Source organism: Curtobacterium sp. 9128 (genome assembly GCF_900086645.1).
Taxonomy (GTDB): Bacteria; Actinomycetota; Actinomycetes; order Actinomycetales; family Microbacteriaceae; genus Curtobacterium.
This window is the reverse complement of record NZ_LT576451.1, coordinates 3491552-3515806: the sequence shown is the minus strand read 5'-3', so window position 1 is coordinate 3515806 and position 24255 is coordinate 3491552. Positions and strand designations below refer to the sequence as shown.

Below are 24255 nucleotides of genomic sequence, written 5' to 3'. Positions count from 1 at the left end.
CTGCACGCCTGATGCCCAGCAGATCGAAGGAGATCCATGCCCCGCACACACCTCGTCCTCGACTCCGCGTTCACGGTGGGGCCCGTGCGCCGCCGGCTGTTCGGTGGCTTCGTCGAGCACCTCGGCCGCCACGTCTACGACGGCATCCACGAACCCGCGCACGGGAGCGCCGACGAGCACGGCTTCCGCAAGGACGTCATCGAGCTCGTCAAGGAGCTCGGCGTTACCACGATCCGCTACCCCGGCGGCAACTTCGTCTCCGGCTACAAGTGGGAGGACGGCGTCGGCCCGGTCGACGAGCGCCCCCGTCGCCTCGACCTCGCCTGGCACTCCACCGAGACGAACGAGGTGGGCCTGCACGAGTTCCAGCAGTGGCTCGACTCGGTCGGCTCCGAGATGATGCTCGCCGTCAACCTCGGCACCCGCGGCACCGAGGCGGCCATCGAGCTGCTCGAGTACGCGAACATCCCCGGCGGGACCGCCCGTTCCGAGGAGCGCAAGCGCAACGGCCGCGAGGAACCGTTCGGCGTCACGATGTGGTGCCTCGGCAACGAGATGGACGGGCCCTGGCAGCTCGGCCACAAGAACGCCGACGACTACGGCAAGCTCGCAGCGATGACGGCGAAGGGCATGCGCCAGATCCAGCCGGACCTCGAGCTCGTCATCTGCGGGTCGTCCGGTGCGTCGATGCCGACGTTCGGGGAGTGGGAGCGCACCGTCCTCGAGCACGCCTACGACGACGTCGACTACATCTCCGCGCACGCCTACTACGAAGAGGGCGACGACCTCGCCACCTTCCTGGCGTCGGGCGTCAACATGGACCGCTTCATCGACACGGTCACCACCGCGGCCGACCACGTCAAGGCGCACAAGAAGTCCGACAAGCGCATCGACATCTCGTTCGACGAGTGGAACGTCTGGTCGATCTCGAAGTGGAACGAGCAGCAGAAGGAGTTCACCCTCGACGAGTGGCCGGTCGCACCGCGCCTGCTCGAGGACATCTACACCGTCGCCGATGCCGTCGTGGTCGGTGGCCTGCTCATCTCGCTGCTGCGCCACGCCGACCGTGTCGCATCGGCGTCGATCGCACAGCTCGTCAACGTGATCGGCCCGATCATGACCGAGCCCGGTGGCGAGGCCTGGCGCCAGACCACCTTCTTCCCGTTCTCGGTGACGTCGCGGCTCGCTCACGGCACCTCGCTGCAGGTCATCGCGTCCGGTGACACGGTCGACGGCGGCACGTACGGCGAGGTCCCGGTCGTGGACTCCGCCGCCACGATCGAGGACGGCAAGGCCGCGGTGTTCCTGGTCAACCGTCACCCCTCCGAGAGCACGACGGTCACGATCGACCTGTCGGGGCTGTCCGTCGAGGGCGACGTGCACGCCGAGGGCGTCTGGGACGACGACCTGCACGCGGTCAACGACCTGGCGAACACGTCGCGCGTCGGGCTCCGCACGAACGAGACGGCTCGCCGCGAGGGTGACACCGTCACGATCGAGCTCCCCCCGGTGAGCTGGACGGCGCTCTCGATCGGGTAGCGCGCGCTGGCGGGCGCTTCCGCGCGTCTGCTCGGGCGTGCGCTTCCGCGCGTAGGAAGTCGAAACGCGCGTAGGAGGTCGGTTTTTTCGGCCCCCTACGCGCGTTTCCGCTTCCCATGTCGCGCGTGATGGGCCAGGTCGCGCGTGATGGGCCATGTCGCGCGTGATGCGCAGGAACGCGCGTGATCCGTGCGAACGCGCGCGCCGCCGGACGGGAGGCTCGGTGCCGGACTGCCACGAGCCTCCCGTCCGGAGCGGGTACCGTCCATGGCATGCGCGGCGTCGGACTGATCGATGAGGCCGGCCGGATGCGGCTGGTCGGCTCCGGCGTGGCCGGAGCAGCCTTCGCCGTCGTGCTCGTGATGCTCCTGGTGTCGCCGTGGGCCGGTGCGACGACGGGGGTGCTCGTCGCCGTCGCGATCCCCGTCGGTGCCGCCGGGGCAGCGATCGGGGCGTTCCTGACCGTGCGCTCGTGGCGCCTCGGGGGCGGGTACGAGCGCGTCGTCGCGGTGCAGCGGTGGGTGGCCGAGGGCGAGGTGCCCGCCGGTGTTCCCGCTTCGGTGTGGATCCCGCTCGTCCAGGCCGAGGCCGACAAGCAGGTCGCGGGCTGGGGGAAGATCGTGCTCGCGGTGTGCTGGGGAGCGATGACGTGGTCGATGCGTGATCAGCAGCCGCCCGTGCTCACCGCGATCTTGCTCGCGCTGTGGGCGGGGCTCGCGACGTGGAGCGCGGTGTGGGTGATCCCGCGGGCGCGTGCCGCGCGGGAAGTGCTCCGGCGGGGCGTCGCGACGCTCGAGTGACGCGTCGGCCGGATCAGGACGGCGGGGCCGCCGTGCTCGCGCGTTCGACGAGGTACACCGGTACGAGATCGGTCGCCGCGACCGCCGCCGTCCCTGCGATCTGTCCGAGGAGCGTGCTGACCGCGCGTCGGCCGACCTCGTCGAAGGACTGGTGCACCGTGGTGAGCGGCGGCCAGAACGAGTCGGACTCCGGCGAGTCGTCGAAGCCGACGACACTGAGCGACTCCGGCACTGAGCGACCGACCTCGTGGCATGCGCGGAGGATGCCGAGGGCGGTCTGGTCGTTCGCCGCGAACACCGCGGTGATCTCGGGGCGACGGGCGATCTCGAGCCCGGCGCGGTATCCGGAGGTCGAGCCCCAGTCGCCCTCGAACACGGGCGGGACGGTCCGCCCGGCGTCGGTGAGCGTCGCTTCCCACGCGGCCCGACGGCCTCCAGCGGAGTAGGACATCGCGGGGCCGGCCACGTGCCAGACCGTCTCGTGTCCGAGGTCGAGCAGGTGCTGCGTCGCCAACCGGGCGCCCTGTGCCTGGTCGGTGTCGATCGCCGGGTGGTCGGTGGTGCCGGTCGAGTCGATGACCACGACGGGCACACCGTCGGGCAGGACGACCTCTGCGGTGTCCATCACGTGCGACTCGATGATGATCACCACGCCGTCGACCGCCTGCTCCTGCAGCCGCGAGAACGCCGAGCGGACGCCGTCCTTCGTGCGCGACGCCATCGGGAGCAGCGTGATCGTGAAGTCGGCGGCACCGGCGGCGTCGGCGATCGCCTCGAGCGTGCGCATGTTCCCGAACGACGCGAGTGTGAACATGATCACGCCGATGGTGCGGAAGTGCCCGGAGCGCAGGGCACGAGCCGCTCGGTTCGGGCGGTACCCGAGTGACGTCATCGCCTGCTGGACGCGATCGCGGGTCTCGGGGCTGACGTTGTCGAAGCCCCTGGCGACGCGGGACACCGTCTGCATCGAGACGCCGGCCGCATCGGCGACCGCGGCCATCGAGGGCGCTCGTCCTCCGGCCGGTGGGGCGGTCGTCATCGCGGGCATCCCTTCACGTCCCTGGTGCGGTTTCGGTCACGATTCTGTCACGCGGTTGCATGTTGACGTTGCCATGCTATCTTCGACCACGATGTTGACGTCAACATCAGGTCGCATCGCCGCGAACGCGATGTCGACGCGAGACGAAGGAGTCCCATGACAACGCTCGAGCAGGCCAGGTCGGCCGCCCGGTCCGGGCCACGTCGGCAGCGCGCCCGGTGGACCGGCTGGATGTTCGTCGGGCCGTTCGTGGTCGTGCTGACCGCGATGCTCATCGTGCCGATCGGCTACGCGCTCTGGCTCAGCCTCTTCCGTGACCAGCTCGTCGGTGGCAACCAGTTCGTCGGTCTGGCGAACTACCTGCAGCTGCTCCAGGACGCCAAGTTCTGGACCGGCTTCGGCCGGGTCGCACTGTTCCTCGTCGTGCAGGTCCCGATCATGCTGTTCGTGGCGCTCGTCGCCGCGCTCGCACTCGACAGTGCGCGGCTCTGGGCATCGTCGTTCTTCCGCATCGCGATCTTCCTGCCGTACGCGGTCCCCGGTGTCGTCGCCGCACTCATCTGGGGCTTCATCTACGGCAACCAGTTCGGTCTGACCGGGTCGATCAACAGTGCGCTCGGCATCGACCTGCTCCAGCCGTTCAGCCCCGACTGGGTCCTGGCGTCGATCGGCAACATCGTCACGTGGGAGTTCGTCGGCTACAACATGCTGATCTTCTACGCCGCACTCCGCGTGGTCCCGACCGACCTGTACGAAGCCGCCGAGATCGACGGCGCCGGCCCGTTCCGCACCGTCTGGTCCATCAAGATCCCGGCGCTCCGCGGATCCATCGTCATCGCCACGATCTTCTCGATCATCGGCAGCTTCCAGCTCTTCAACGAGCCGAACCTCCTGAAGACCCTCGCCCCGAACGTCATCGGCAGCGCCTTCACCCCGAACATGTACGCCTACTCGCTGTCCTTCAGCGGCCAGCAGTTCAACTACTCCGCCACCGTCGCCATCGTCATGGGCGTCATCACCGCCGTGATCGCCTACGTCGTGCAGGTCCGCGGAACCCGAGCGGAGAACCGATGAGCGCCGTCGACACCCAGCCCCCGACCGTGACGGAGGCGGTGACCACCCGCGGACGCAGCGGGGCGGGCCGTACCCGTGCCTCCCGTCCGACGGCCCCGAAGGGCCGCGGTCCCCGCGCACGCAAGTCGCCGCTCCTGCTCGTGGTGATGGTCGTCATCACCGTCTACTCGCTGCTGCCGCTGTTCTACCTCGTGGTGAACGCGACGAAGTCGCAGGCCGACCTGCTCTCGACGTTCGGCCTGTGGTTCGGCCCGGACTTCTCGCTCTTCCAGAACATCGGCGAGACGCTCACCTACGACAACGGCATCTACCTGCAGTGGCTCGGCAACACCGTGCTGTACGTCGTCGTCGGAGCCGGCGGCGCGACCCTGCTCGCGACCGTCGCGGGCTACGGCATGGCGAAGTTCCGGTTCCCCGGACGCCGCGCGGTCTTCGCGATCGTGCTCGGGGCCATCGCGATCCCCGGCACCGCCCTCGCTGTCCCGACGTTCCTGCTCTTCTCGGCCGTCGGCCTGACGAACACCCCGTGGGCGATCATCCTGCCCTCGCTCATCAGTCCGTTCGGCATGTACCTCATCTGGACCTACGCGGTCGACGCGGTCCCGACCGAGGTCATCGAGGCAGCTCGGATGGACGGTGCCGGCGAGTTCCGGATCTTCTTCACCATCGCCCTGCGACTCCTCGCACCCGGTGTCGTGACGGTCCTGCTGTTCGCCGTCGTCGCGACCTGGAACAACTACTTCCTGCCCCTGATCATGCTCAGCGACCCGAGGCTCTACCCGCTCACCGTCGGCCTGAACCAGTGGAGCGCCCAGGCCGTCGGGGTCTCCGCGCACCCGATCTACAACCTCGTCGTCACCGGATCGCTGCTCACGATCATCCCGATCGTGATCGCGTTCCTCTTCCTCCAGCGCTCCTGGCAGTCCGGCCTCGCGGCCGGGTCCGTCAAGGCGTGACCCGAACCCCAGCAGCACCACGAAGCACCTGCTTCACGATGAAGTGAAAGGCAATCCCATGCACAAGCGTCTCCGGCGCGGGCTCAGCGCCCTCGCGATCGGTGTCACCGCGGCCATCGCCATGACGGCATGCGCCTCCGGCGGCTCGTCGTCCGGCGGCTCGTCCGACGACATCTCCAAGGCCCTCGAGAAGGGCGGAACACTCACCTACTGGTCGTGGACCCCGTCCGCCGAGGCCCAGGTCGCCGCGTTCGAGAAGGCGTACCCGAAGGTCAAGGTCAAGCTCGTCAACGCCGGTACCGGCAACGACCAGTACACGAAGCTCCAGAACACGATCAAGGCCGGCTCCGGCGCTCCCGACGTCGCGCAGGTCGAGTACTTCGCCCTCCCGCAGTTCGCACTGAGCGACTCGCTCGTCGACCTGAAGTCCTACGGCTTCGACTCGCTCGAGAGCAAGTACGGCGCCGGTACTTGGCAGTCGGTCGACCTCGACGGCAAGATCTACGGCCTGCCGCAGGACTCCGGCCCCATGGCGATGTTCTACAACAAGAAGACCTTCGACGAGGCCGGCATCACCACGCCGCCGAAGACCTGGGACGAGTACGTCGCGGACGCCGAGAAGATCCACGCGTCGAACCCGAACGCCTACATCGCCGCGGACAGCGGAGACGCCGGCTTCACCACGTCGATGATCTGGCAGGCCGGTGGTCGTCCGTTCGAGGTCAAGGGCACCGACGTCACGGTGAACCTGCAGGACGAGGGCACCAAGAAGTGGACCTCCACCTGGAACCAGCTCGTCGAGAAGGGCCTGCTGTCGCAGACGCCCGGCTGGACCGACGACTGGTACAAGCAGCTCGGCAACGGTGAGATCGCGACGATGGTCACGGGCGCCTGGATGCCCGGCGTGCTGGAGTCGAGCGTCAAGGACGGCAGCGGCAACTGGCGTGTCGCCCCGATCCCGACCTACGACGGCTCGTCCGACGTCACCTCGAACAACGGTGGATCCGCCGAGGTCGTCATGAAGCAGTCGAAGAACCCGGCGCTCGCCGCCGGCTTCCTGAAGTGGCTGAACTCCTCGCAGGACTCGATCGACGTGTTCCTCAAGTCCGGCGGGTTCCCGTCCACCAAGGCGCAGCTCAGCTCGTCGTCCTTCACGGCCGAGAAGCCGGAGTACTTCGGCGGCGAGGCGATCAACGAGACCCTGTCGAAGGCGTCCTCCGACGTCGCCGAGGGCTGGCAGTACCTGCCGTTCCAGGTCTACGCGAACAGCGTCTACGCGGACACGGTGGGTCAGGCGTACCAGAACAAGACGGACCTGAACGCCGGGCTCGAGGCATGGCAGAAGGCCATCGTGAAGTACGGCAACGAGCAGGGCTTCACGGTCACCAGCAAGTAGGACCGACCACCACCCCGGGGTCGTGCGGACACGGTCCGCACGACCCCGCTGTCTGAAAGACTCCACTCATGCGCTTCGCCATCGGCGACACCGACTTCCTGCTCGACGGCGAGCCGCACCGGGTCCTCTCCGGCGCGATCCACTACTTCCGCGTGCACCCCGACCTGTGGGCGGACCGGATCCACAAGGCCAGGCTGATGGGCCTCAACACCATCGAGACCTACGTCGCCTGGAACGCGCACGCACCGTCACCAGGCGTCTTCGACCTGACCGGCGGCCTCGACCTCGGCCGGTTCCTCGACCTCGTCGCCGCCGAGGGCATGCACGCCATCGTCCGCCCCGGCCCGTACATCTGCGCCGAGTGGACCAACGGCGGCCTGCCGTACTGGCTGTTCACCGACGGCACCGTCGGAGTCCGCCGTGACGAGCCGCAGTTCCTCGCGGCGGTGCAGGACTACCTCGAAGCCCTCGCTCCGGTGCTCGTGCCCCGCCAGATCGACCACGGCGGGCCGATCGTGCTCGTGCAGGTCGAGAACGAGTACGGCGCGTACGGGTCCGACCCTGTCTACCTGACGAAGCTCGAGCAGATGCACCGCGACATCGGGCTCACCGTCCCGTTCACGAGCGTCGACCAGCCGATGGGCACCATGCTCGAGGACGGGTCGCTGCCGTCGCTGCACAAGACCGGCTCGTTCGGGTCCCGCTCGGCGTCGCGCCTGGAACGGCTCCGGCAGGCCCAGCCGACCGGGCCGCTGATGTGCTCCGAGTTCTGGGACGGCTGGTTCGACAGCTGGGGCGAGCACCACCACACGACCTCCGCCGCCGCGAGCGCCGAGGACCTCGACGTGCTCCTCGCCGCCGGCGGATCGGTGAACATCTACATGTTCCACGGCGGCACGAACTTCGGCTTCACGAACGGCGCGAACGACAAGGGCGTGTACCGGCCGATCGCGACGTCCTACGACTACGACGCCCCGCTCGACGAGGCCGGACGCCCGACGTCGAAGTTCCACGCCTTCCGCGCGGTCATCGAGCGCTACGCGCCCGTCCCGGAGCTGCCGGAGTGGATGCAGCCGGGGGGATCCGGCCTGGAGGCTCGGCGCACCCCCGCCACGGACGTCGCCGTCCGACTCGATCGGTCCACCGCCATGGGGACGCTGCTGCCGCACCTCGCGTCGTGGACGACGCACGACACCCCTCCCACGTTCGACGCACTCGGTGCCGCCTCGGGCTTCGTGCTGTACCGGACCGAGGTCGACCTGCCAGCCGGCGGTGTGCTCACCGTCGGGGAGGAGGTGCGCGACCGCGTCCTCGTGAGCATCGCCGGTCGTCCGGTCGGTGTCCTGGAACGCGAGCACCACGACCGCGCCATCGCGCTGCCGCCGGGTACCGGGACGCTCGAGCTCCTCGTCGAGGACCAGGGCCGGGTCGACTACGGGCCGCGGATCGGCGAGCCGAAGGGCCTGATCGGGGGTGTGCGCATCGACGGTGCCCTCCTGGAACGCTGGACGGCGTCACCGCTCGCGCTCGACCCGCTGCCGGACGCCGCGCTCGAGGCGCTGCGTGAGAGCGCGCCGACGGACGACCCGCACGTGCTCGCCGGGCCGGTGTTCGCGCTCGGGACGTTCGACCTCGCCGACGCGGGGGACCGGTACCTGTCGCTCCCCGGGTTCCGGAAGGGCGTGGCGTGGGTGAACGGGTTCTGCCTCGGCCGGTACTGGTCCCGCGGTCCGCAGCACACGCTCGCCGTGCCAGGACCCGTGCTGCGTGCCGGGCGGAACGAGGTCGTCGTGTTCGAACTGCACGCGGCCGCGTCGCGCTCGGTCTGCCTGCGCGTCGAGCCGGATCTCGGCCACACCGAGGCCTGAGTCCCCGCCCGGACCGGGCGAGCGCAGGTTCGGACTGCGCGTGTGCCCGGTCAGACCGCGCGAGCACCCGCCCAGTCGCGGACGTGCAGCAGGGCCTCGCGCCGCCAGCGCCAGTACCGTGCGAACACCGTGCCGTCGTCCCGGTAGGCAGCGGTGAGCAGCCAGAGCTGTCGACGGTGTCCGGCCCCGGCGGCGTCGTGCCACTCGACGAAGGCGTCGTCGAGCACGGTGGTGATGCCGGCTCGGGGCGCGCGCCACGAGACGAGGAAGCCGACGTAGCGGAGTTCGTCCTCGGACAGGTGGATCGCGACGCGGGGCAGGCGGATCGTGACCCAGGCGCCGGCCACCACGAACACGGCGCCCAGGACGAACACGAACACCCGGGCCGAGGCTCCGGGCACGAACGCGACGGCGGCCACGGCGATCCCGGTGCCGATGACCACCGGCCCGAACACGATCAGGTTGAGGACACGGTCGAGCCGCGGCGGGCGGATCGTCGTCACGGCTGCGTACGGTCGAGTTCGGCGAGCGCCCGCTCGGCGTCCGCGATCCGGTCGGCCTCCTGGCGCTCCCACCACTCCGGCCCGCGCTCACCGAGGCCGTGCTTGGCGATGCCGTTCCGGTGCCGGGCGGCTGCGAGCGCGTCGTCGTCACCGGACCGCTTCGCCTGCTTGACGGCGTTCCGTCCACGACCCAGGTGGGAGCGGAGCGCCGCCGCGACGTCCTCGGGAAGTGCCGGGTCCGTCCGGCGCCAGCGTCGGCCGTCGACGACGAAGAAGTGCTCGTCGGGTTCGCTCATGCCTGCGAGTCTGCACCGTCGGGGGTCTCCGGTAGACAGGGTGCGATGACCGCTCCCCGTGCACGCCCGCTGCTCGACGTCCGACGGATCTACGCCGAGCCCGCTGCCCTCGAACTGCCCCGTGGCGTCGAGGTCGTCGGCCGCTGGCCCGATGCCGAGATCGTCCCGGTTGCATCGCACTGGAACATCCCCGAGGTACACGGCGACGAACGCAACGTCCAGCGCTGGGTGCGCATCAAGACCGAGGCGCTCGTGCTCGGCGTGAAGAAGTCGCTCGTCACCCGTCCGAACGGGCGCTCCGCGGACTTCATCGCCCCGTCGACGGCGAACGGCTGCGCGATGGCGTGCTCGTACTGCTACGTCCCGCGGCGCAAGGGGTACAGCAACCCGGTCACCGTCTTCGCGAACATCGAGCAGATCACGAAGCACGTCGCGCGGCACGTCCACAAGCAGGGGTCCAAAACCGAGCCGAACCAGTGCGACGCCGACGCGTGGGTCTACGACATCGGTGAGAACAGCGACTGTTCCGTCGACGCCCTGATCGGCGACAACGTGCGGGACCTCTGCGACCTGTTCCGGATGACACCGACGGCGAAGGCGTCCTTCGCGACGAAGTACGTGAACCGCGAGCTGCTCGACTGGGACCCGATGGGGCGCACCCGGATCCGGTTCTCGCTCATGCCGCACGACACCGCGAAGCTCGTGGACATCCGCACGTCGCCGGTGTCCGAACGGATCCGCGCGGTCGACGACTTCGTCGAGGCCGGGTACGAGGTCCACCTCAACTTCTCGCCGATCATCGTCACCCCGACGTGGGAGCAGGACTGGGCGGCACTCCTGCGCGAGGTCGACGACGTCCTGTCCCCGCGGGCCAAGGAGCAGCTCGCGGCCGAGGTGATCTTCCTGACCCACAACGAGCAGCTCCACGAGGTCAACCTCGGGTGGCACCCCAAGGGCGAGGAACTCTTGTGGCGCCCGGACCTGCAGGAGTCCAAGGTGTCGCAGAACGGTGCCGTGAACGTCCGCTACCGGTCCGGCACGAAGGCGCAGCTCGTCGAGCGCTTCCGGGAACTCGTCGCCGAGCACCTGCCGTCGTGCCGGATCCGGTACGCGTTCTGACGCGGGTCGGGGTCCCGCGGGCTGGTCAGGGGATCAGTCGGTCGGCGCGGTAGCGGGCGAAGAGGTCCGCGAACGCCCGCTCGGTGCGGCGGTACGCGGTGAACCCGGCCTCGCGGCTCTTGCCCATGTCGGTGACGACCTCCATCGCGCGGCCGAGGTCGGCGTCGGTGTGCCACCACGAGGCGAGTCGTGAGATGTCGGGTTCCACGAGGCCGTGCCGCTCGGCGATGCCCGCCCACGACGACTCGTACGGCGCCATCTGCTGTTCGAGCGGTCGCGGTGCGTCCTCGTAGCCGACGACCCGCGCCGGGTCCACCCCGAGGTGTTCCGCGAGGCGCGGCCACATCCACCGCCACCGGAAGACGTCGCCGTTGACGATGTTGAACGCCTCGTCGGCACCCGCGGGATCCGTCGACGCCCAGACCATCTGCTCGGCGAGGACACCAGCGTCGGTCATGTCGGTGAGGCCGTTCCACTGCGCCTCGCTGCCGGGGAACACGAAGTCGAGGTCGAGCTCCTTCGCGATGGTCGCCTGGACCGCGAGCGTGAGCCCCATGTTCATCGCGTTGCCGACCGCGTGGCCGATGACGGTGTGCGAACGGTGCACGGACCAGGTGAAGCCCTGCCGCTCGGCCGCTGCGAAGAGTTCGTCCTCTTGCGCGTAGTAGAAGTTCGGGGTGTCGAGCCGTGGCTCCTCTTCGTGGAAGGGCGTGTCGGGCATCTCACCAGCGGCGTAGGCCTCGAACGGGCCGAGGTAGTGCTTCAGCCCGGTGACCAGGGCGGCGTGGTCGAGCGGGGCGTGGTCGAGCGCGGCGAGCAGGTCGCGGACCATGCCACCGTTGACCGCGATGTTCTCCGCCTCGGTCGCCTGCCGTTGCCACGCGGTGAAGAACACGTGCGTAGGACGTTCGTCGGCGAGAGCAGCGCGCAGGGCATCCGCGTCACGGAGGTCGGCGGCGACACCGCGGACCCCGTCACGCGTGCCGGCACGTCGGGAGAGCGCGCCGACGTCCCACCCTTCGCGGGTGAGCTGCGCGACGAGGGCGGAGCCGGTGATGCCGCTCGCCCCCACGACGAGTGCGCGGCGATGGTCGGTGGACGGTGTGGTCTCGACGGAAGTCATCAACGTCGCGAACAGCTGTCGGGTTGCCGGTGTTCCCTCATCGCGGACGACGGATCCGGATCGGCCCCTTCGCCGTCGACGGATCCACGACGTTCCCGCCCTGGGTGATCTCGACCTCGCCCCTCGCCACCATGCGACGGGCCGCCCGACGCGCCGGCTCCATGAGGTCGCGCCAGTCGTCCGGGTCGAGGGAGCGGGCCACCTCTGACGGGCAGATGCTCGACGTCCGGGCCCGGGCGGCGAGCAGCTCGTCGATGCGTTGCTCGAGTGCGCGGTCGGTGGCGTCGACGCCGTGCTTCCGGCAGGCAGCCGAGCACCACTTCGCCTCGGGTGCTGCTGACGAGGGCATCCGACGGCCGCACGCGGCGCAGGTCTTCTCCGCCTGTGCCGACTCCACCCGATCGGCGTCCGCCGCGGTCCTGATCGCTCGTCCCATGCCAGCCATCCTCGTCCCCGTGTCCGGTCCCGTACACAGCACAGGTCCGGCTGGCACGATCGTGGCGGTGAGCAACGACACCGTCCCGTCCCTCCCGCCCGAGCCGGACTGGGTCGCGCACGTCATGTGGTGGCACGTCTACCCCCTCGGCTTCGTCGGATCAGACGTCCGCCCGGAGACGCCCGTGGCCGACCGCCCCGTTGACCACCGGCTCGACCGGATCACGGCCTGGCTCGACCACGTGGTCGGTCTCGGGCTGAACGGACTGCTGCTCGGCCCGGTGTTCCAGAGCTCGACGCACGGCTACGACACCGTGGACCACTTCCGGATCGACCCGAGACTCGGCGACGACGACGACTTCGACCGGCTGGTGTCCGCTGCGCACGAGCGCGGGATCCGGGTCCTGCTCGACGGGGTGTTCAACCACGTGGGACGGGACCACCCCGCCTTCCGGGCGATCGAGGCGGACGGTCCCGCCGCGGAGTCGGCATCGCTGTTCGGGATCGACTGGACCGGGTGGAACCCCGGCGACCCGGTGCCGGTGGGGCTCTTCGAGGGGCACGACATCCTCGTCGCACTCGACCACGGCAGCCGCGAGACCGAGGACCTCGTCGTCGAGGTGATGACGCACTGGCTCGGCCGCGGGGTCGACGGGTGGCGGCTCGACGCGGCGTACGCGGTGCCGCCGGAGTTCTGGGCGCGGGTCCTGCCGCGCGTGCGGGAGCGCTTCCCGGAGGCGTGGTTCAGCGGTGAGGTGATCCACGGCGACGCGGCGGCGATCGTCCGCGCGTCGACGATGGACTCCACCACGCAGTACGAGCTCTGGCAGGGCATCTGGCACGGCATCGCCGACCGGAACTGCCACGAGCTGGCGCACGCACTCGAACGACACGACGCGCTCCTCGAGACCTTCGTCCCGACCACCTTCGTCGGCAACCACGACGTCACGCGCATCGCGAGTTCCGTGGGGGACCGGTTCGTCGGGCACGCCGCTGCGGTCCTGTTCACGGTGGCGGGCACGCCGATCGTCTGGGCGGGCGACGAGTACGGGTGGACCGGGGTGAAGGAGGAACGGGTCGGCGGCGACGATGCCGTCCGCCCGGCGTTCCCCGAGGCCCCGCCGGCACCGGACGCGACGACGCACACGTACGAGGCCCTCGTCGCCCTCCGGCGTCGGAACCCGTGGCTGCACCGGGCGCACACCGACGTCGTGCACCTGACGAACACCGCTCTCGTGCTCCGCACGGCGACGGCGGACGCCGTCGTGGTGACCGCCCTGAACCTGTCGGACGACCCCGTCGAGCTGCCCGCGGCCGACGCGACGCGGGTGGAGGCGGGCGGTGGTGCCGTGGCGGACGGGACCGTGCGCCTCCCGTCCGCTGGCTGGGCCGTCCTGACCCGCGCCTGACCCGCGCCTGCCCCTCACTCCACACCGCGAAAGCGACAGATTCCCGCTGATGTCCAGCGGGAATCTGTCGCTTTCGCGGAAGCGGGGGAGGGGCGGAAGCGGGGGAGAGGCGGAAGCGGGGGAGGCCCGCTACTTGCGCGCGGACGCGGCCCGACGCTTGTTGAACACGTCGAACGCGACGGCGGCGAGCAGCACCAGGCCCTTGATGAGCGACTGGAACTCCGTCCCGACGCCGAGGATCGACATGCCGTTGTTCAGGATGCCGATGATGAGACCACCGACGATGGCGCCGGGCACGGTGCCGATGCCGCCCGTGACCGCCGCGCCACCGATGAACACCGCGGCGATGGCGTCGAGCTCGAAGCCGTTGCCGGCGCTCGGCGACGCCAGGTTGAGCTGCCCGGTGAAGACCACGCCCGCGAGCGCCGAGATCACGCCCATGTTGACGAACAGCAGGAAGGTCACGCGCTTCGTCTTCACACCGGACAGCTGCGCGGCGAGGGCGTTGCCGCCGATCGCGTAGATGTGCCGGCCGAACACCGCGCTCCGCATCACGAGCGAGTACACGACGACGAGCACACCGAGGATGACGAGCACGATCGGCGTGCCGTTGTAGCTCGCGAGCAGCAGCGCGACGTACATGACGAGCGCGACCGTGAACACGAGCTTCGTCAGGAACCAGGCGAACGGCTCGTCCTCGAGCTGGTACTTGCGACGCGTCGCCCGACCGCGGAACGCCGTGAGGACGAGGATCGCGGCGGCGACGATGCCGAGGATCATCGTCAGCGGTTCGTAGCCGGAGCTGCCGAACGCCGGCAGGAAGCCGGAGCCGAGCGAGCGGAAGCCCTCGGGGAACGGCGAGATCTGCTGGTTCTGCAGGGCGATCTGCGCGGCCCCTCGGAACGCGAGCATGCCGGCGAGCGTGACGATGAACGCGGGGATCCCGAAGTACGCGATCCAGAACCCCTGCCAGGCGCCGACGAGGGCGCCGATGACCAGGCAGAGGACGACCGCGACGGGCCACGGCACGTGCCACTGCGTGATCATGACGCCGGCCATCGCCCCGGTGAAGGCGACGACGGACCCGACGGACAGGTCGATGTGGCCGGCGATGATGACCATCACCATGCCGATCGCGAGGATCAGGATGTAGCTGTTCTGGACGATCAGGTTCGAGACGTTGATCGGGGCGAGGGTGATCCCGCCCGTCGTCACCTGGAAGAAGATGACGATGACGATCAGCGCGATGAACAGGCCGATCTGTCGGAGCTGCCCGGTGAGGTAGCCGGCGGCGGACTTAAGCGCGTTCATTGACAGGGGTCTCCCGTTCCTGGGTCATGTACTGCATGAGGACCTCTGGCGTCGCCTCCGCGCGGGGGACGTCTGCCGTGATGGTGCCCTCGGAGAGCGTGTAGATGCGGTCGCAGATGCCGAGCAGTTCCGGGAGCTCGGAGGAGATGACGATGATCCCCTTGCCCTGGTCCGCGAGCGCGTTGATGATCGTGTAGATCTCGTACTTCGCGCCGACGTCGATGCCTCTGGTCGGCTCGTCGAGGATGAGCACGTCGGGGTCGGCGTACATCCACTTCGACAGGACGACCTTCTGCTGGTTCCCGCCGGAGAGCTTGCCGGTGACGACGTTGACGTTCGGCGCCTTGATGTTCAGGTTCTTCAGGAACTGCCGGGCGACCGTGGTCTCCTGCGAGCCGTTCACGAAGCCCCACTCGGCGAGCTTGCCGAGCGCGGAGCCGGAGATGTTCCGCTTGATGTCGTCGAGCAGGTTCAGGCCGTAGCGCTTCCGGTCCTCGGTCGCGTAGGCGATGCCGTGGTCGATCGCCTGCGACACCGTGTGGGTCTTGATCGGTTCGCCGCGCTTGTACACGGTGCCGCTGATGCCGGTGCCGTACGAGTGCCCGAAGACGCTCATCGCGAGCTCGGTCCGCCCGGCACCCATGAGTCCGGCGATGCCGACGATCTCGCCCTCGCGGACGTTGAGGCTCGCCTGGTGGATGATCTCGCGGGACGCGTCGAGCGGGTGGTGGACCGTCCAGTCCTCGATCCGCAGGAGCTCCTCGCCGACGTGCGACTCGTGCTCCGGGTAGCGGTTCGACAGGTCGCGACCGACCATGCCCCGGATGATCCGGTCCTCGGAGACCTCGCCCCCGTGCATGTCGAGCGTCTCGATCGTCTGGCCGTCGCGGATGATCGTGACCTTGTCCGCGATGGCCTTGATCTCGTTGAGCTTGTGGCTGATGATGATCGCCGTCATGCCCTCGGCCTGCAGCGACCGGATGAGGTCGAGCAGGTGCGCGGAGTCGTCGTCGTTCAGCGCCGCGGTCGGCTCGTCGAGGATGAGGAGCTTCACGCGCTTCGAGAGCGCCTTCGCGATCTCGACGAGCTGCTGCTTGCCGACGCCGATGTCGACGATCTTCGTGACCGGGTTGTCCTTCAGCCCGACGCGCTCCAGGAGCGCGGCGGCCTCGAGGTTCGTCTTGTTCCAGTCGATGAACCCGCCTGACGACCGCTCGTTGCCGAGGAAGATGTTCTCCGCGATCGACAGGAACGGGCTGAGCGCGAGTTCCTGGTGGATGATCACGACGCCCGAAGCCTCGGAGTCGTTGATGCTCGAGAACGACACGGGGGACCCGTCGAGCAGGATCTCGCCCTCGAACGTGCCTGCGGGGTAGACCCCGGACAGGACCTTCATGAGCGTGGACTTGCCGGCGCCGTTCTCGCCGCAGATCGCGTGGACCTGGCCGCGCTCGACCTCGATCGAGACCCCCTGCAGGGCCTTGACGCCGGGGAACGTCTTGGTGATGTCACGCATCTCGAGGATGGTGTCCGTCACGTCGACCGCCTTCCGTAGTGCGCGCGGTGCGCGCGATTGGAGACGGACAGGAGGCTCGGCGCGGTCTGGCACCGAGCCTCCTGTCCGTCAGATGGTCGCGACCTACTTGAGGTCGGCTTCGGAGTAGTACCCCGAGTCGACGAGGACCTTCTGGTAGTTCTCCTTGGTCACCACGGTCGGCTGGAAGAGGAAGGTCGGGACGACCTTCACCTTGTTGTCGTACGTCGTCGTGTCGTTGACCTTCGGCTTCTTGCCGGAGAGCAGGTCCTCGGCCATCGACGCCGACTTCTCGGCGAGCTGGCGGGTGTCCTTGTAGATCGTCGAGTACTGCTGACCGGCGATGATCGACTTCACCGACGCCTGCTCGGCGTCCTGACCGGTGATGGTCGGGAGCGGACGGTCGGACGTGCCGTAGCCGGCGCCCTGGAGCGCCGAGATGATGCCGATCGACATGCCGTCGTACGGGGAGAGCACGCCGTTCAGCGTGGTGCCGCCCGAGTACGACTTCGCGATGAGGTTCTGCATGCGGGCCTTGGCGGTCGCCGGGTCCCACTGCAGCGTGGCGGCCTGCGTGAAGCCGTCCTGGCCGGAGCCGATCTTCAGCGTGCCGTCGTCGAGGTACGGCTTGAGGGTCTTCATCGCGCCGTTGAAGAAGAACGTGGCGTTGTTGTCGTCGGGCGACCCGGCGAAGACCTCGATGTTGAACGGACCCTTCTCGCCGGTCTTCTTGCCGTCGGCGTCGAGGAGACCGAGGCCGGTCAGCAGCGAGTTCGCCTGGTCGACACCGACCTTCTCGTTGTCGAACGACACGTAGTAGTCGACGTTCTTGTTGCCGGTGAGCAGGCGGTCGTACGAGATCACCTTGATGCCGGCCTTCGCGGCGGCGTCGAGCTGGTCGGAGAGCGACCCGCCGTCGATGGACGCGACGATGAGGACCTTCGCGCCCTTCGTGATCATGTTGCTGACCTGCTGGACCTGCTGCGGGATCTTGTTGTCCGCGTACTCCAGGTCGACCTTGTAGCCGGCCTTCTCCAGGTCGGCCTTGACGGCGTTCCCGTCCTTGATCCAGCGCTCGGAGACCTTGGTCGGCATGGCGACGCCGACGAGGGCGCCCTTGTTGTCGCTGCTGCTGCCCCCGCCGTCGGTGGAGGCGCGTCCGCCGGCCGAGCAACCGGCCAGGGCGATGGCGATGCCGAGGGCTGCGACGCCCGCGACGATCCTGCGCTTCATCATCGAAGTACCTCTTGTTCCTCTCGCGTCGTCGTCGACGCGCTCGGTGTGCCACACGGCTGCACTGCCGGTGTCTGCTCTGAGTGAGCGCTCACATACTGGGCGTTGTGTACCGCCCTGTCAACTCTTCGTGACCGATTCGCGATGTGGTCGTGATCGCCGCGCTGCGCGGTACGGTGTCCGGGTGACGACCACCACGGCCGCGAGCGGCAAGGGGCGCAAGGCCCCGACGATCTTCGACGTCGCCGAGCGCGCAGGGGTCTCACACCAGACCGTCTCCCGGGTGATCAACGGCGATCCCACCGTCCGCGACGGCTTCCGGTCCCGTGTGACCACGGCGATCGCCGAGCTCGGGTACCGCCCGCGTGCTGCGGCCCGCGCGCTCGCCGGCGGGCGCAGCAAGGCCCTCGGACTGGTGACGGCCGGCGACGCGCTCTACGGACCGTCGAGCACCGCGATCGGCTTCGAGCGCGCGGCCCGGCACGCCGGCTACCACGTGCTGCTCTCGACCCTGCCGGAGGACCCGCGGCCGTCCGACCTGTCGGGGGCGGTCGCGACGCTCCTGGCGCAGGACGTCGCCGCGATCGTGCTCGTCGCCGCCGACAACCGGGTGCTCGACGCGCTCGCGTCGTTGGCCGTCCCGGTCCCGGTGCCGGTCGTCGTGTCGAACGCCGTCCAGCGTGACGCGCCGACGGTCGGCCCCATGACCGCCGCCGTCGCCGCGGTCGCGATCGACCAGGTCGCCGGTGCCTCGATGGCGATGCAGCACCTGTTCGACCGGGGACACCGACGGATCGTGCACATCACCGGACCGACCGTCTCGCAAGAGGCCCAGGTGCGCCGCGCGACCTACGTGCGCCTGATGGAGTCGGCCGGTCTCGACCCGGTCGTCCTCGACGGCGACTGGACCCCGGCGAGCGGGTTCGCGGCCGCGCGGTCCCTCGACACGACGGCCGTCGACGCGGTGTTCTGCGGGAACGACCAGATGGCGCTCGGGGTCCTGCACGCGTTCGCCGACGACGGGCTGCGGGTGCCGGACGACATCGCCGTCGTGGGCTTCGACGACATCCCGGAGGCGGCACACTTCACGCCGCCGCTGACCACCGTGCGGCAGGACTTCCGGGCGATGGGGGAGCAGGTGCTGGCGACCGTCAGGTCCCTGGTGGAGGGCGAGCCGCTCGACGAGATCCTGCTCCAGCCGTCGTTGGTGGTGCGCCGGAGCGCCTGAGCCGTGCGGCCCCGCCCGGCCCGGGCCAGGGGGCTAGCCCTTGAGCGCCCCTGACGACAGGCCGGCGACGTAGAACCGCTGCAGGCCGACGTAGAGCGCGATGCACGGGATCATCGCCACGACCGACCCCGCCACGAGGTTGCCGTACGACACCTGCCCGTAGGCACCCGTCTGCAGGTTGAGCAGTGCGACGGGCAGCGTGTACAGCGAGTCCTTGGTGAGGAACGTCAGCGCACCGAGGAACTCCGTCCACGACGCCAGGAACGCGTACAGCGCCGCGGTCGCCGCCCCGGGGAGGAGCAGCGGACGGAGCACCGACACGACGACCCGGAAGCGGGACGCCCCGTCGACGAACGCGGAGTCTTCGAGGTCCGGCGGGATCGACTCGAACGCGTTGCGCATCACGAAGACCCCGAACGGCAGGTTCACCGTCGTGTAGAACAGCACCAGCCCGAGCAGCGAGTTGGTCAGCCCCATCGCGTTCATCTCGAGGTACAGCGGCGTCAGGATGGCCTGGAACGGCACCATCATCGTCAGGAGCACCAGGCCGAACACCAGGCCGGACCCGCGGAACCGGAAGCGTGCGAACCCGTAGCCGGCCATCGTCGCGAGCACGGCGGTCAGCACGGCCGTGCACACCGACACGATCACCGAGTTCAGCAGGCCGGTCAGCAGGTGGGACGACGACCCGAACACGGCCGCGAAGTTCTCCCAGCCGAGCCGGAAGAACGTGGCGGGGTCTGGGGCCGAGGTGATCACGGCCTCGGACTGGAACGCCCGGAGGATCGACCAGATGAGCGGGACACCGAACACCAGTGCGGAGCCGACGCCCGCGATGGCGTAGAGCGTGCGCTTCACCGCGGTGTCGCGGGGGTGCTGCACGCTGCCCTGGTGGTGTCGACGGCGTCCGCCGGGGGTCGTGGTCAGCGTCCGGGTCGTCAGGTCGGGACCGGGAGCGGCCGCACGGGTGGTCGTGGTGCTCATGGCGTCAGTCCTTCTCTCGGAGTGCCCAGAACTGGAACAGCGTGACGGCCGCGATGACGACCACCAGCGCGATCGACTCCGCGGTCGCGGCGCCGAGCTGCAGGTTCACGAACCCGCGGTTGTAGATGGCGTTGACGATGGTCGTGGTCTCGGTGCCGGGGCCGCCCTGCGTCAGGATGTAGAACTGGTTGAACGCGAGCAGCGACCCGATGACCGAGATGATCACGCTCAGCGCGACCGTCGGCCGGATCATCGGGAACGTGATCATCCGTTCGGTCTGCCACCACGACGCGCCCTCGAGCTGCGCCGACTCGTAGACCTCGTCCGGGACGCCCTGCATCGCCGACATCAGCAGCACCATCGTCAGGCCGGAGACCGCCCAGACGACGAGCACGCAGATGAGCGCCGTCGCGAGCGGGCCGTTCACCAGCCACGCGGTCGTGCCGTCGGTGACGTGCAGCCAGCGCAGGACCATGTTGACGGCGCCGGAGGTCGGCTGCGCCTCGAGCACGAGCATGAAGCTCAGGGTCGTCAGCCCGACGACGTACGGCAGGAAGAACACCGTCCGCAGCACCGTCGAGCCACGTCGCCGCGCGCGGACGAGCACCGCGAGGAAGTACCCGAGCACCAGGATCGGCACGGTGACGATCGCCGTGTACAGCAGCGTGTAGCCGATCGCGTGCACGAACGTCGGGTCCTGGAACAGCGTCGCGTAGTTCTGCAGGCCGATGAACCGGTACGGGCCGATCAGCGGCCAGTTCGTGAACGAGATGTAGAGCGCGAAGAGCAGTGGCGCCAGCACGAACACGGCGACGAACGCGATCGCCGGCGTGACGAGCAGCGCGCCCGTGCGTGGCGGGTGGGTGAGCGAGTTCCGGGACGGGGCACGGCCCCGGCCGATCGGGCGGCGTCCGACGGACGAACGCCGAGCGGAGATGGTCGACATGGCATGCACCTCACTGTGCAGAGCGGAGCAGGACGGAGCGGAGCAGGACGGAGCAGGGGCGGTCAGGCCTGGACCTGGTCGAGGATGCGCTGGTAGTCGGACTGCGCGGTCCGCATCGCAGCCGAGACGCCGGCGCCGAACACGGCCTCGCGGAACATCGCGAAGTACGGGGACGACGGCTGGTTGTTGAGCAGGTTGTAGGCGAGGGTCTGCGGTGCGTAGCCCTTGTCGATGGCGTCCAGCGGACCGTACGCCAGCGGGAACTGCTTCCGGTACGCGGGCGTCGCGGCGTCCGCCCTGGTGGGGAAGTACCCGCCGTTCGGCAGGAGCTGCTGCTGCTCGAGCGAGTTCGCGTACTGCATGAACGCCCACCCGCCCGACGGGTTCGCTGCGCCGTTCGGGATGCACATGTTGTCGCCGCCGTCGAAGAACGACCGCCGGCCGTCGGCGCTCGGGATGAGCACCGTCTGCATCTTCGCGCGCATCGCCTTCGTCGCCGCCGGCACGGCCGCACCGTACGAGGTCGGCATGATCCCGACCTTGCCCGCCCGGAAGTCAGCGCCCCACGTGGTGCCCGCGTCGGAGTACGTCGCGCGGCTGAGCACGCCGTCCTTCCAGAGCTGCCGGTAGAACTCGAGCATCTGCTCGAGGGCGGTGTTGCCCGTGATGTTCGCCTGCTGCTTCCCGACCTCGCCGGACATCATGTCGACGCCGGTGGCCCAGACGTGCGGCTGCGTGACGAACCCGATGATCCCGGCGGCGTTGCCGGAGATCGTCCACCCGTAGACGTCGTCGCCGAGCTTCCGGAGGCGCTTCGCCGCATCGAGCAGGGTGGCGAGGTCCTTCGTGGACTCCTCGACGTCGAGCCCGGCGCGGTCGAACAGCTCGGTGTTCACGAACAGCTGCGAGTTGTCCGCCAGGTACGGCAGTCCGTAGAGCCGGTCGCGGTACTCCAGCAGGCGGAGGTGCCCGGTCGAGAGCTCGTCGTAGTAGTCGAGGCCCTTGACGACGTCGGTCAAATCGGCGAACGCCTCGCGGAAGATGAACAGCTGCGAGTTGATGTCGTCGAGGTCGACCACGTCCGGCGGCTCGCCGCCACGGATGGCGGTCGCGAGCTTCGTCACGTACTGGCCGTCCGGCACCGGGGTCAGTTCGACCTGCAGGTCCGGGTGGCTCTTGTTGAAGCCGGCGACCGCGCTCGTCAGACCGGCCTGGGTCGCGGCACGACACCAGACGTGGACGGTACCCGTCGCCTTCTGGCCGAAGCCGGCGACCTGGGCGTCGACCTTGGGCAGGGTGCCGGAGCACCCCGCCAGGGCGATTGCGGCCCCGCCGGCGAGGCCGCCGACGAGGAACCCTCTGCGGTCCACGACGTCACCGGGCGCTCAGCGGGAGCCACACCCGCATCGGGACGGCGCCGCGGTTGGCCCAGGCGTAGTACGGGATGGCGACGGCCGTCACGGACGTGACGGACGTGTCGGACGGGAGGCCGGGGTCGGCCCCGCCGCCGGCCGTCGCGTCGTCGACGCTGGTCGCGGTGCGGGCCGCATCCGGGCCTCTCCCCACCGGCTCGGCCGCCACGTCGCTCCGCAAGCTCCGCGACGCGTCGGTACCGGCCGGCGTGGGCCCAGACCGGGTCGCGGTGTCGAGACGGCGGTAGGGCCAGGCTGCCTGCGCGTGTTCCGCCGGCGCGTGCGCCGGGAGGCGCAGGGTGACGATCCCGTCGAGGAGGTCGTCGCGACGGTCCTCGGTGACCGCAGCGTCGGCGTCGATCGTCAGGTCGTCGACGGTGAAGCCGTCCTGGTCGGGCTGCTCGACCGCGTAGACGAGCGGGCCCCGCTCGATGGCGACCTGTCCGCGTGCCGCGTCGATGCGCGCGTCGGCGACGAAGCGGCGCGGGGTCGTGTCGAAGGCGATCTCGACGGTGTCGCCGGCGTGCCACGCGCGCTCGATCGTGTGCAGGGTCCCGGGCTCCGGGTGCTGCGTCTCGCCGTCGACGGTGACCGTCGTCGTGTCGGACCACGCCGGGATCCGCACCCCGAGGGCGAGCGGGCCGTCCTCGGTCACGGTGACGCGGACGGCTCCGTCGTGCGGGTACCCGGTCTCGATCGCGACCGCGCCGAGGTCGGCGGTCGCGTACTGGTGTACCTGCAGGCCGCCCTCGGTCGCCGTCGCCAGGTATCCGTCGAGGCTCGCGAACGTCCGCATGATGTTCGGCGGGCAGCACGCGCAGTCGAACCAGCCACGACGGCCGTGCGCGGGGGAGCGGTTCTCGTCCGCGTGCGCGTGGTCCCGGTGCTGGAGTGGGTTGACGTAGAAGTACTCGGTGCCCGCGAGGCTCACACCGGGCAGGAACGCGTTGTACAGCAGGCGCTCGACGGCGTCCGCGTACTCGGGCTTGCCGGTCGCGAGGAGCAACCGCCATGCCCACTGGATCCCGCCGATCGCCGCGCAGGTCTCGGCGTAGCCGCGGTCGGTGGGGAGCTCGTACGGGTCGCCGAACGCCTCCCAGTCCCACCGGGCACCGAGGCCGCCCGTGATGAACGCCTTCGTCGCCATCATGTCCGCGAACTGGCCCTCGCTCGCGGCGAGGAGCTCGGTGTCGCCGGTCTCGATCGCGACGTCCACGGCGCCGGCGGCCAGGTACACGGCGCGGACGGCGTGCCCCTCCACCGTGGTGGCCGTCCGGCTCGGGACCCGGTCGGAGAAGTACGTCGGCTCGCCGCCTGCTCGCTCGATGATGCCGTGCCCGCGGGCGTCGACGAACCAGTGCGCCAGGTCCAGGTAGGCGCGGGTGCCGGTCTCGCGGTACAGCTCGACGAGCCCCATCTCGACGACGGGGTGGCCGTCGATGTCGCGTGCCTGACCGTCCCCGTCGCCGAACGTCCGCACGAGGTGGTCGGCGTTCTTCGTCGCGACGTCGAGCAGCGCGGTGTCACCCGTCGCGCGGGACTGTGCGACCGCTGCCTGCATGAGGTGCCCGGCGCAGTACATCTCGTGGCTCCACTTGAGGTCCGTGTAGCGGGCGCCGGCGAAGCGGACCTGCTGGACGGAGTCGATGTAGCCGTCGTCCGCCTGGGCCGCCGCGACGAGCGCGGTGACTTCCTGCTGCAGGGCTCTGAGGTCCTCGGCGGGGGCTCGACCGAGCTCCCACGCCACCGCCTCGAGCCACTTGTAGACGTCCGAGTCCATGAAGATCGGGCCGACGACGTCGCCGGACTCCGTCCCCGCGGCGATGCGGAGGTTCCGGAAGTTCCCGGCCGCCTCGAGCTGGCGGTACCCGTCGCGGATCGCGTCGGCGCCGTTCCGCTCCTGCCGGAGCGCCCAGAAGCCCCCGGTGATCCGGGCGTCGCCGGACGGCAGCGGGCGGAAGGCGAGGTGCGCGTCGGCGGTCGGGAGGACCGGGGTCGCGGTGCGTGCGCGGTGCTCGGTCGCGAGCGTGGTGGTCATGTCGTCTCCTGG

21 protein-coding genes are annotated in these 24255 nt (G+C 69.6%); 9 read left to right on the top strand and 12 right to left on the bottom strand.

Annotated features, from left to right (window positions below):
• Positions 1-36: 36 nt before the first annotated feature.
• Both QK288_RS16705 and QK288_RS16700 read left to right on the top strand, forming a co-directional pair.
• Positions 37-1539 carry an alpha-N-arabinofuranosidase gene (locus tag QK288_RS16705; RefSeq protein ID WP_281265392.1) on the top strand — a complete coding sequence of 501 codons (1503 nt, stop codon included), beginning with the start codon at positions 37-39 and terminating at the stop codon, positions 1537-1539.
• Between the two features lie 272 nt (positions 1540-1811).
• The gene (locus tag QK288_RS16700; RefSeq protein ID WP_281265391.1) at positions 1812-2339 is read left to right on the top strand and encodes a hypothetical protein; all 528 of its coding nucleotides are present in this window, start codon (positions 1812-1814) and stop codon (positions 2337-2339) included.
• Between the two features lie 13 nt (positions 2340-2352).
• On the opposite strand, the gene QK288_RS16695 is transcribed toward QK288_RS16700, so the two are convergent.
• The gene (locus tag QK288_RS16695) at positions 2353-3378 is read right to left on the bottom strand and encodes a LacI family DNA-binding transcriptional regulator (RefSeq protein ID WP_281265390.1); all 1026 of its coding nucleotides are present in this window, start codon (positions 3376-3378) and stop codon (positions 2353-2355) included.
• A 156-nt stretch (positions 3379-3534) separates the two neighbouring features.
• On the opposite strand from QK288_RS16695, the gene QK288_RS16690 reads away from it, so the two are divergent.
• The 4 genes from QK288_RS16690 (at position 3535) to QK288_RS16675 (ending at position 8672) form a co-directional block, all read left to right on the top strand.
• Complete coding sequence (locus QK288_RS16690; RefSeq protein WP_281265389.1) at positions 3535-4452, top strand: sugar ABC transporter permease; 918 nt, start codon at positions 3535-3537, stop codon at positions 4450-4452.
• A gap of 146 nt (positions 4453-4598) precedes the next feature.
• Positions 4599-5408: a carbohydrate ABC transporter permease gene (locus tag QK288_RS16685; protein WP_281267620.1), complete on the top strand. Its 810-nt coding sequence runs from the start codon at positions 4599-4601 to the stop codon at positions 5406-5408.
• 58 nt (positions 5409-5466) lie between these two features.
• Positions 5467-6804 carry a sugar ABC transporter substrate-binding protein gene (locus QK288_RS16680; RefSeq protein WP_281265388.1) on the top strand — a complete coding sequence of 446 codons (1338 nt, stop codon included), beginning with the start codon at positions 5467-5469 and terminating at the stop codon, positions 6802-6804.
• 68 nt (positions 6805-6872) lie between these two features.
• A complete protein-coding gene (locus QK288_RS16675) occupies positions 6873-8672 on the top strand; it encodes a beta-galactosidase family protein (RefSeq protein ID WP_281265387.1) in 1800 nt (599 codons plus the stop codon).
• A gap of 50 nt (positions 8673-8722) precedes the next feature.
• On the opposite strand, the gene QK288_RS16670 is transcribed toward QK288_RS16675, so the two are convergent.
• Positions 8723-9175, bottom strand: coding sequence for a hypothetical protein (locus QK288_RS16670; RefSeq protein ID WP_281265386.1), 453 nt, complete (start codon positions 9173-9175; stop codon positions 8723-8725).
• Positions 9172-9471 carry a biopolymer transporter Tol gene (locus QK288_RS16665; RefSeq protein ID WP_281265385.1) on the bottom strand — a complete coding sequence of 100 codons (300 nt, stop codon included), beginning with the start codon at positions 9469-9471 and terminating at the stop codon, positions 9172-9174. The genes QK288_RS16670 and QK288_RS16665 overlap by 4 nt, the downstream gene beginning before the upstream one ends.
• Positions 9472-9516: 45 nt before the next feature.
• Between QK288_RS16665 and QK288_RS16660 the strand changes: the two genes are divergently transcribed.
• Positions 9517-10590, top strand: a complete 1074-nt coding sequence (locus tag QK288_RS16660) for a spore photoproduct lyase family protein (RefSeq protein WP_281265384.1) — start codon at positions 9517-9519, stop codon at positions 10588-10590.
• Positions 10591-10615: 25 nt separating this feature from the next.
• Here QK288_RS16660 and QK288_RS16655 read toward each other — a convergent pair whose 3' ends face one another.
• Both QK288_RS16655 and QK288_RS16650 read right to left on the bottom strand, forming a co-directional pair.
• Positions 10616-11713 carry an SDR family oxidoreductase gene (locus QK288_RS16655; protein ID WP_281265383.1) on the bottom strand — a complete coding sequence of 366 codons (1098 nt, stop codon included), beginning with the start codon at positions 11711-11713 and terminating at the stop codon, positions 10616-10618.
• Between the two features lie 37 nt (positions 11714-11750).
• The gene (locus QK288_RS16650; protein WP_281265382.1) at positions 11751-12149 is read right to left on the bottom strand and encodes a DUF3253 domain-containing protein; all 399 of its coding nucleotides are present in this window, start codon (positions 12147-12149) and stop codon (positions 11751-11753) included.
• Between the two features lie 67 nt (positions 12150-12216).
• Between QK288_RS16650 and QK288_RS16645 the strand changes: the two genes are divergently transcribed.
• Complete coding sequence (locus tag QK288_RS16645) at positions 12217-13557, top strand: alpha-amylase family glycosyl hydrolase (protein ID WP_281265381.1); 1341 nt, start codon at positions 12217-12219, stop codon at positions 13555-13557.
• A 129-nt stretch (positions 13558-13686) separates the two neighbouring features.
• Here the strand turns inward: QK288_RS16645 and mmsB are convergent, their stop codons facing one another.
• From mmsB to chvE, 3 genes are all read right to left on the bottom strand, one after another.
• Positions 13687-14868, bottom strand: a complete 1182-nt coding sequence (gene mmsB / locus QK288_RS16640; protein ID WP_281265380.1) for a multiple monosaccharide ABC transporter permease — start codon at positions 14866-14868, stop codon at positions 13687-13689.
• Positions 14855-16405 (bottom strand): multiple monosaccharide ABC transporter ATP-binding protein, encoded by a 1551-nt coding sequence (mmsA, locus tag QK288_RS16635; RefSeq protein ID WP_281265379.1) that lies wholly within the window; start codon positions 16403-16405, stop codon positions 14855-14857. Before mmsA ends, mmsB begins: the two co-directional genes overlap by 14 nt.
• 102 nt (positions 16406-16507) lie before the next feature.
• The gene (gene chvE / locus QK288_RS16630; RefSeq protein ID WP_281265378.1) at positions 16508-17638 is read right to left on the bottom strand and encodes a multiple monosaccharide ABC transporter substrate-binding protein; all 1131 of its coding nucleotides are present in this window, start codon (positions 17636-17638) and stop codon (positions 16508-16510) included.
• 181 nt (positions 17639-17819) lie between these two features.
• Between chvE and QK288_RS16625 the strand changes: the two genes are divergently transcribed.
• Entirely contained in the window at positions 17820-18863 is a 1044-nt protein-coding gene (locus tag QK288_RS16625) for a substrate-binding domain-containing protein (RefSeq protein ID WP_281265377.1), read from the top strand.
• A 33-nt stretch (positions 18864-18896) separates the two neighbouring features.
• On the opposite strand, the gene QK288_RS16620 is transcribed toward QK288_RS16625, so the two are convergent.
• From QK288_RS16620 to QK288_RS16605, 4 genes are all read right to left on the bottom strand, one after another.
• Positions 18897-19847, bottom strand: a complete 951-nt coding sequence (locus tag QK288_RS16620) for a carbohydrate ABC transporter permease (RefSeq protein ID WP_281265376.1) — start codon at positions 19845-19847, stop codon at positions 18897-18899.
• Between the two features lie 4 nt (positions 19848-19851).
• A complete protein-coding gene (locus QK288_RS16615) occupies positions 19852-20793 on the bottom strand; it encodes a sugar ABC transporter permease (RefSeq protein ID WP_281265375.1) in 942 nt (313 codons plus the stop codon).
• A 62-nt stretch (positions 20794-20855) separates the two neighbouring features.
• The gene (locus QK288_RS16610) at positions 20856-22163 is read right to left on the bottom strand and encodes a sugar ABC transporter substrate-binding protein (RefSeq protein WP_281265374.1); all 1308 of its coding nucleotides are present in this window, start codon (positions 22161-22163) and stop codon (positions 20856-20858) included.
• Between the two features lie 4 nt (positions 22164-22167).
• Positions 22168-24243 carry a beta-L-arabinofuranosidase domain-containing protein gene (locus QK288_RS16605; RefSeq protein WP_281265373.1) on the bottom strand — a complete coding sequence of 692 codons (2076 nt, stop codon included), beginning with the start codon at positions 24241-24243 and terminating at the stop codon, positions 22168-22170.
• Between the last annotated feature and the right edge of the window lie 12 nt (positions 24244-24255).

Coding starts and splice junctions, on each gene's coding strand:
- QK288_RS16660 (WP_281265384.1), top strand. CDS start 9,517: ATGACCGCTCCCCGTGCACGCCCGCTGCTCGACGTCCGACGGATCTAC.
- QK288_RS16620 (WP_281265376.1), bottom strand. CDS start 19,847: ATGAGCACCACGACCACCCGTGCGGCCGCTCCCGGTCCCGACCTGACG.
- chvE (WP_281265378.1), bottom strand. CDS start 17,638: ATGATGAAGCGCAGGATCGTCGCGGGCGTCGCAGCCCTCGGCATCGCC.
- QK288_RS16685 (WP_281267620.1), top strand. CDS start 4,599: ATGGTCGTCATCACCGTCTACTCGCTGCTGCCGCTGTTCTACCTCGTG.
- mmsB (WP_281265380.1), bottom strand. CDS start 14,868: ATGAACGCGCTTAAGTCCGCCGCCGGCTACCTCACCGGGCAGCTCCGA.
- QK288_RS16705 (WP_281265392.1), top strand. CDS start 37: ATGCCCCGCACACACCTCGTCCTCGACTCCGCGTTCACGGTGGGGCCC.
- QK288_RS16695 (WP_281265390.1), bottom strand. CDS start 3,378: ATGACGACCGCCCCACCGGCCGGAGGACGAGCGCCCTCGATGGCCGCG.
- QK288_RS16680 (WP_281265388.1), top strand. CDS start 5,467: ATGCACAAGCGTCTCCGGCGCGGGCTCAGCGCCCTCGCGATCGGTGTC.
- QK288_RS16675 (WP_281265387.1), top strand. CDS start 6,873: ATGCGCTTCGCCATCGGCGACACCGACTTCCTGCTCGACGGCGAGCCG.
- QK288_RS16700 (WP_281265391.1), top strand. CDS start 1,812: ATGCGCGGCGTCGGACTGATCGATGAGGCCGGCCGGATGCGGCTGGTC.
- QK288_RS16615 (WP_281265375.1), bottom strand. CDS start 20,793: ATGTCGACCATCTCCGCTCGGCGTTCGTCCGTCGGACGCCGCCCGATC.
- QK288_RS16605 (WP_281265373.1), bottom strand. CDS start 24,243: ATGACCACCACGCTCGCGACCGAGCACCGCGCACGCACCGCGACCCCG.
- QK288_RS16655 (WP_281265383.1), bottom strand. CDS start 11,713: ATGACTTCCGTCGAGACCACACCGTCCACCGACCATCGCCGCGCACTC.
- QK288_RS16650 (WP_281265382.1), bottom strand. CDS start 12,149: ATGGGACGAGCGATCAGGACCGCGGCGGACGCCGATCGGGTGGAGTCG.
- QK288_RS16690 (WP_281265389.1), top strand. CDS start 3,535: ATGACAACGCTCGAGCAGGCCAGGTCGGCCGCCCGGTCCGGGCCACGT.
- QK288_RS16665 (WP_281265385.1), bottom strand. CDS start 9,471: ATGAGCGAACCCGACGAGCACTTCTTCGTCGTCGACGGCCGACGCTGG.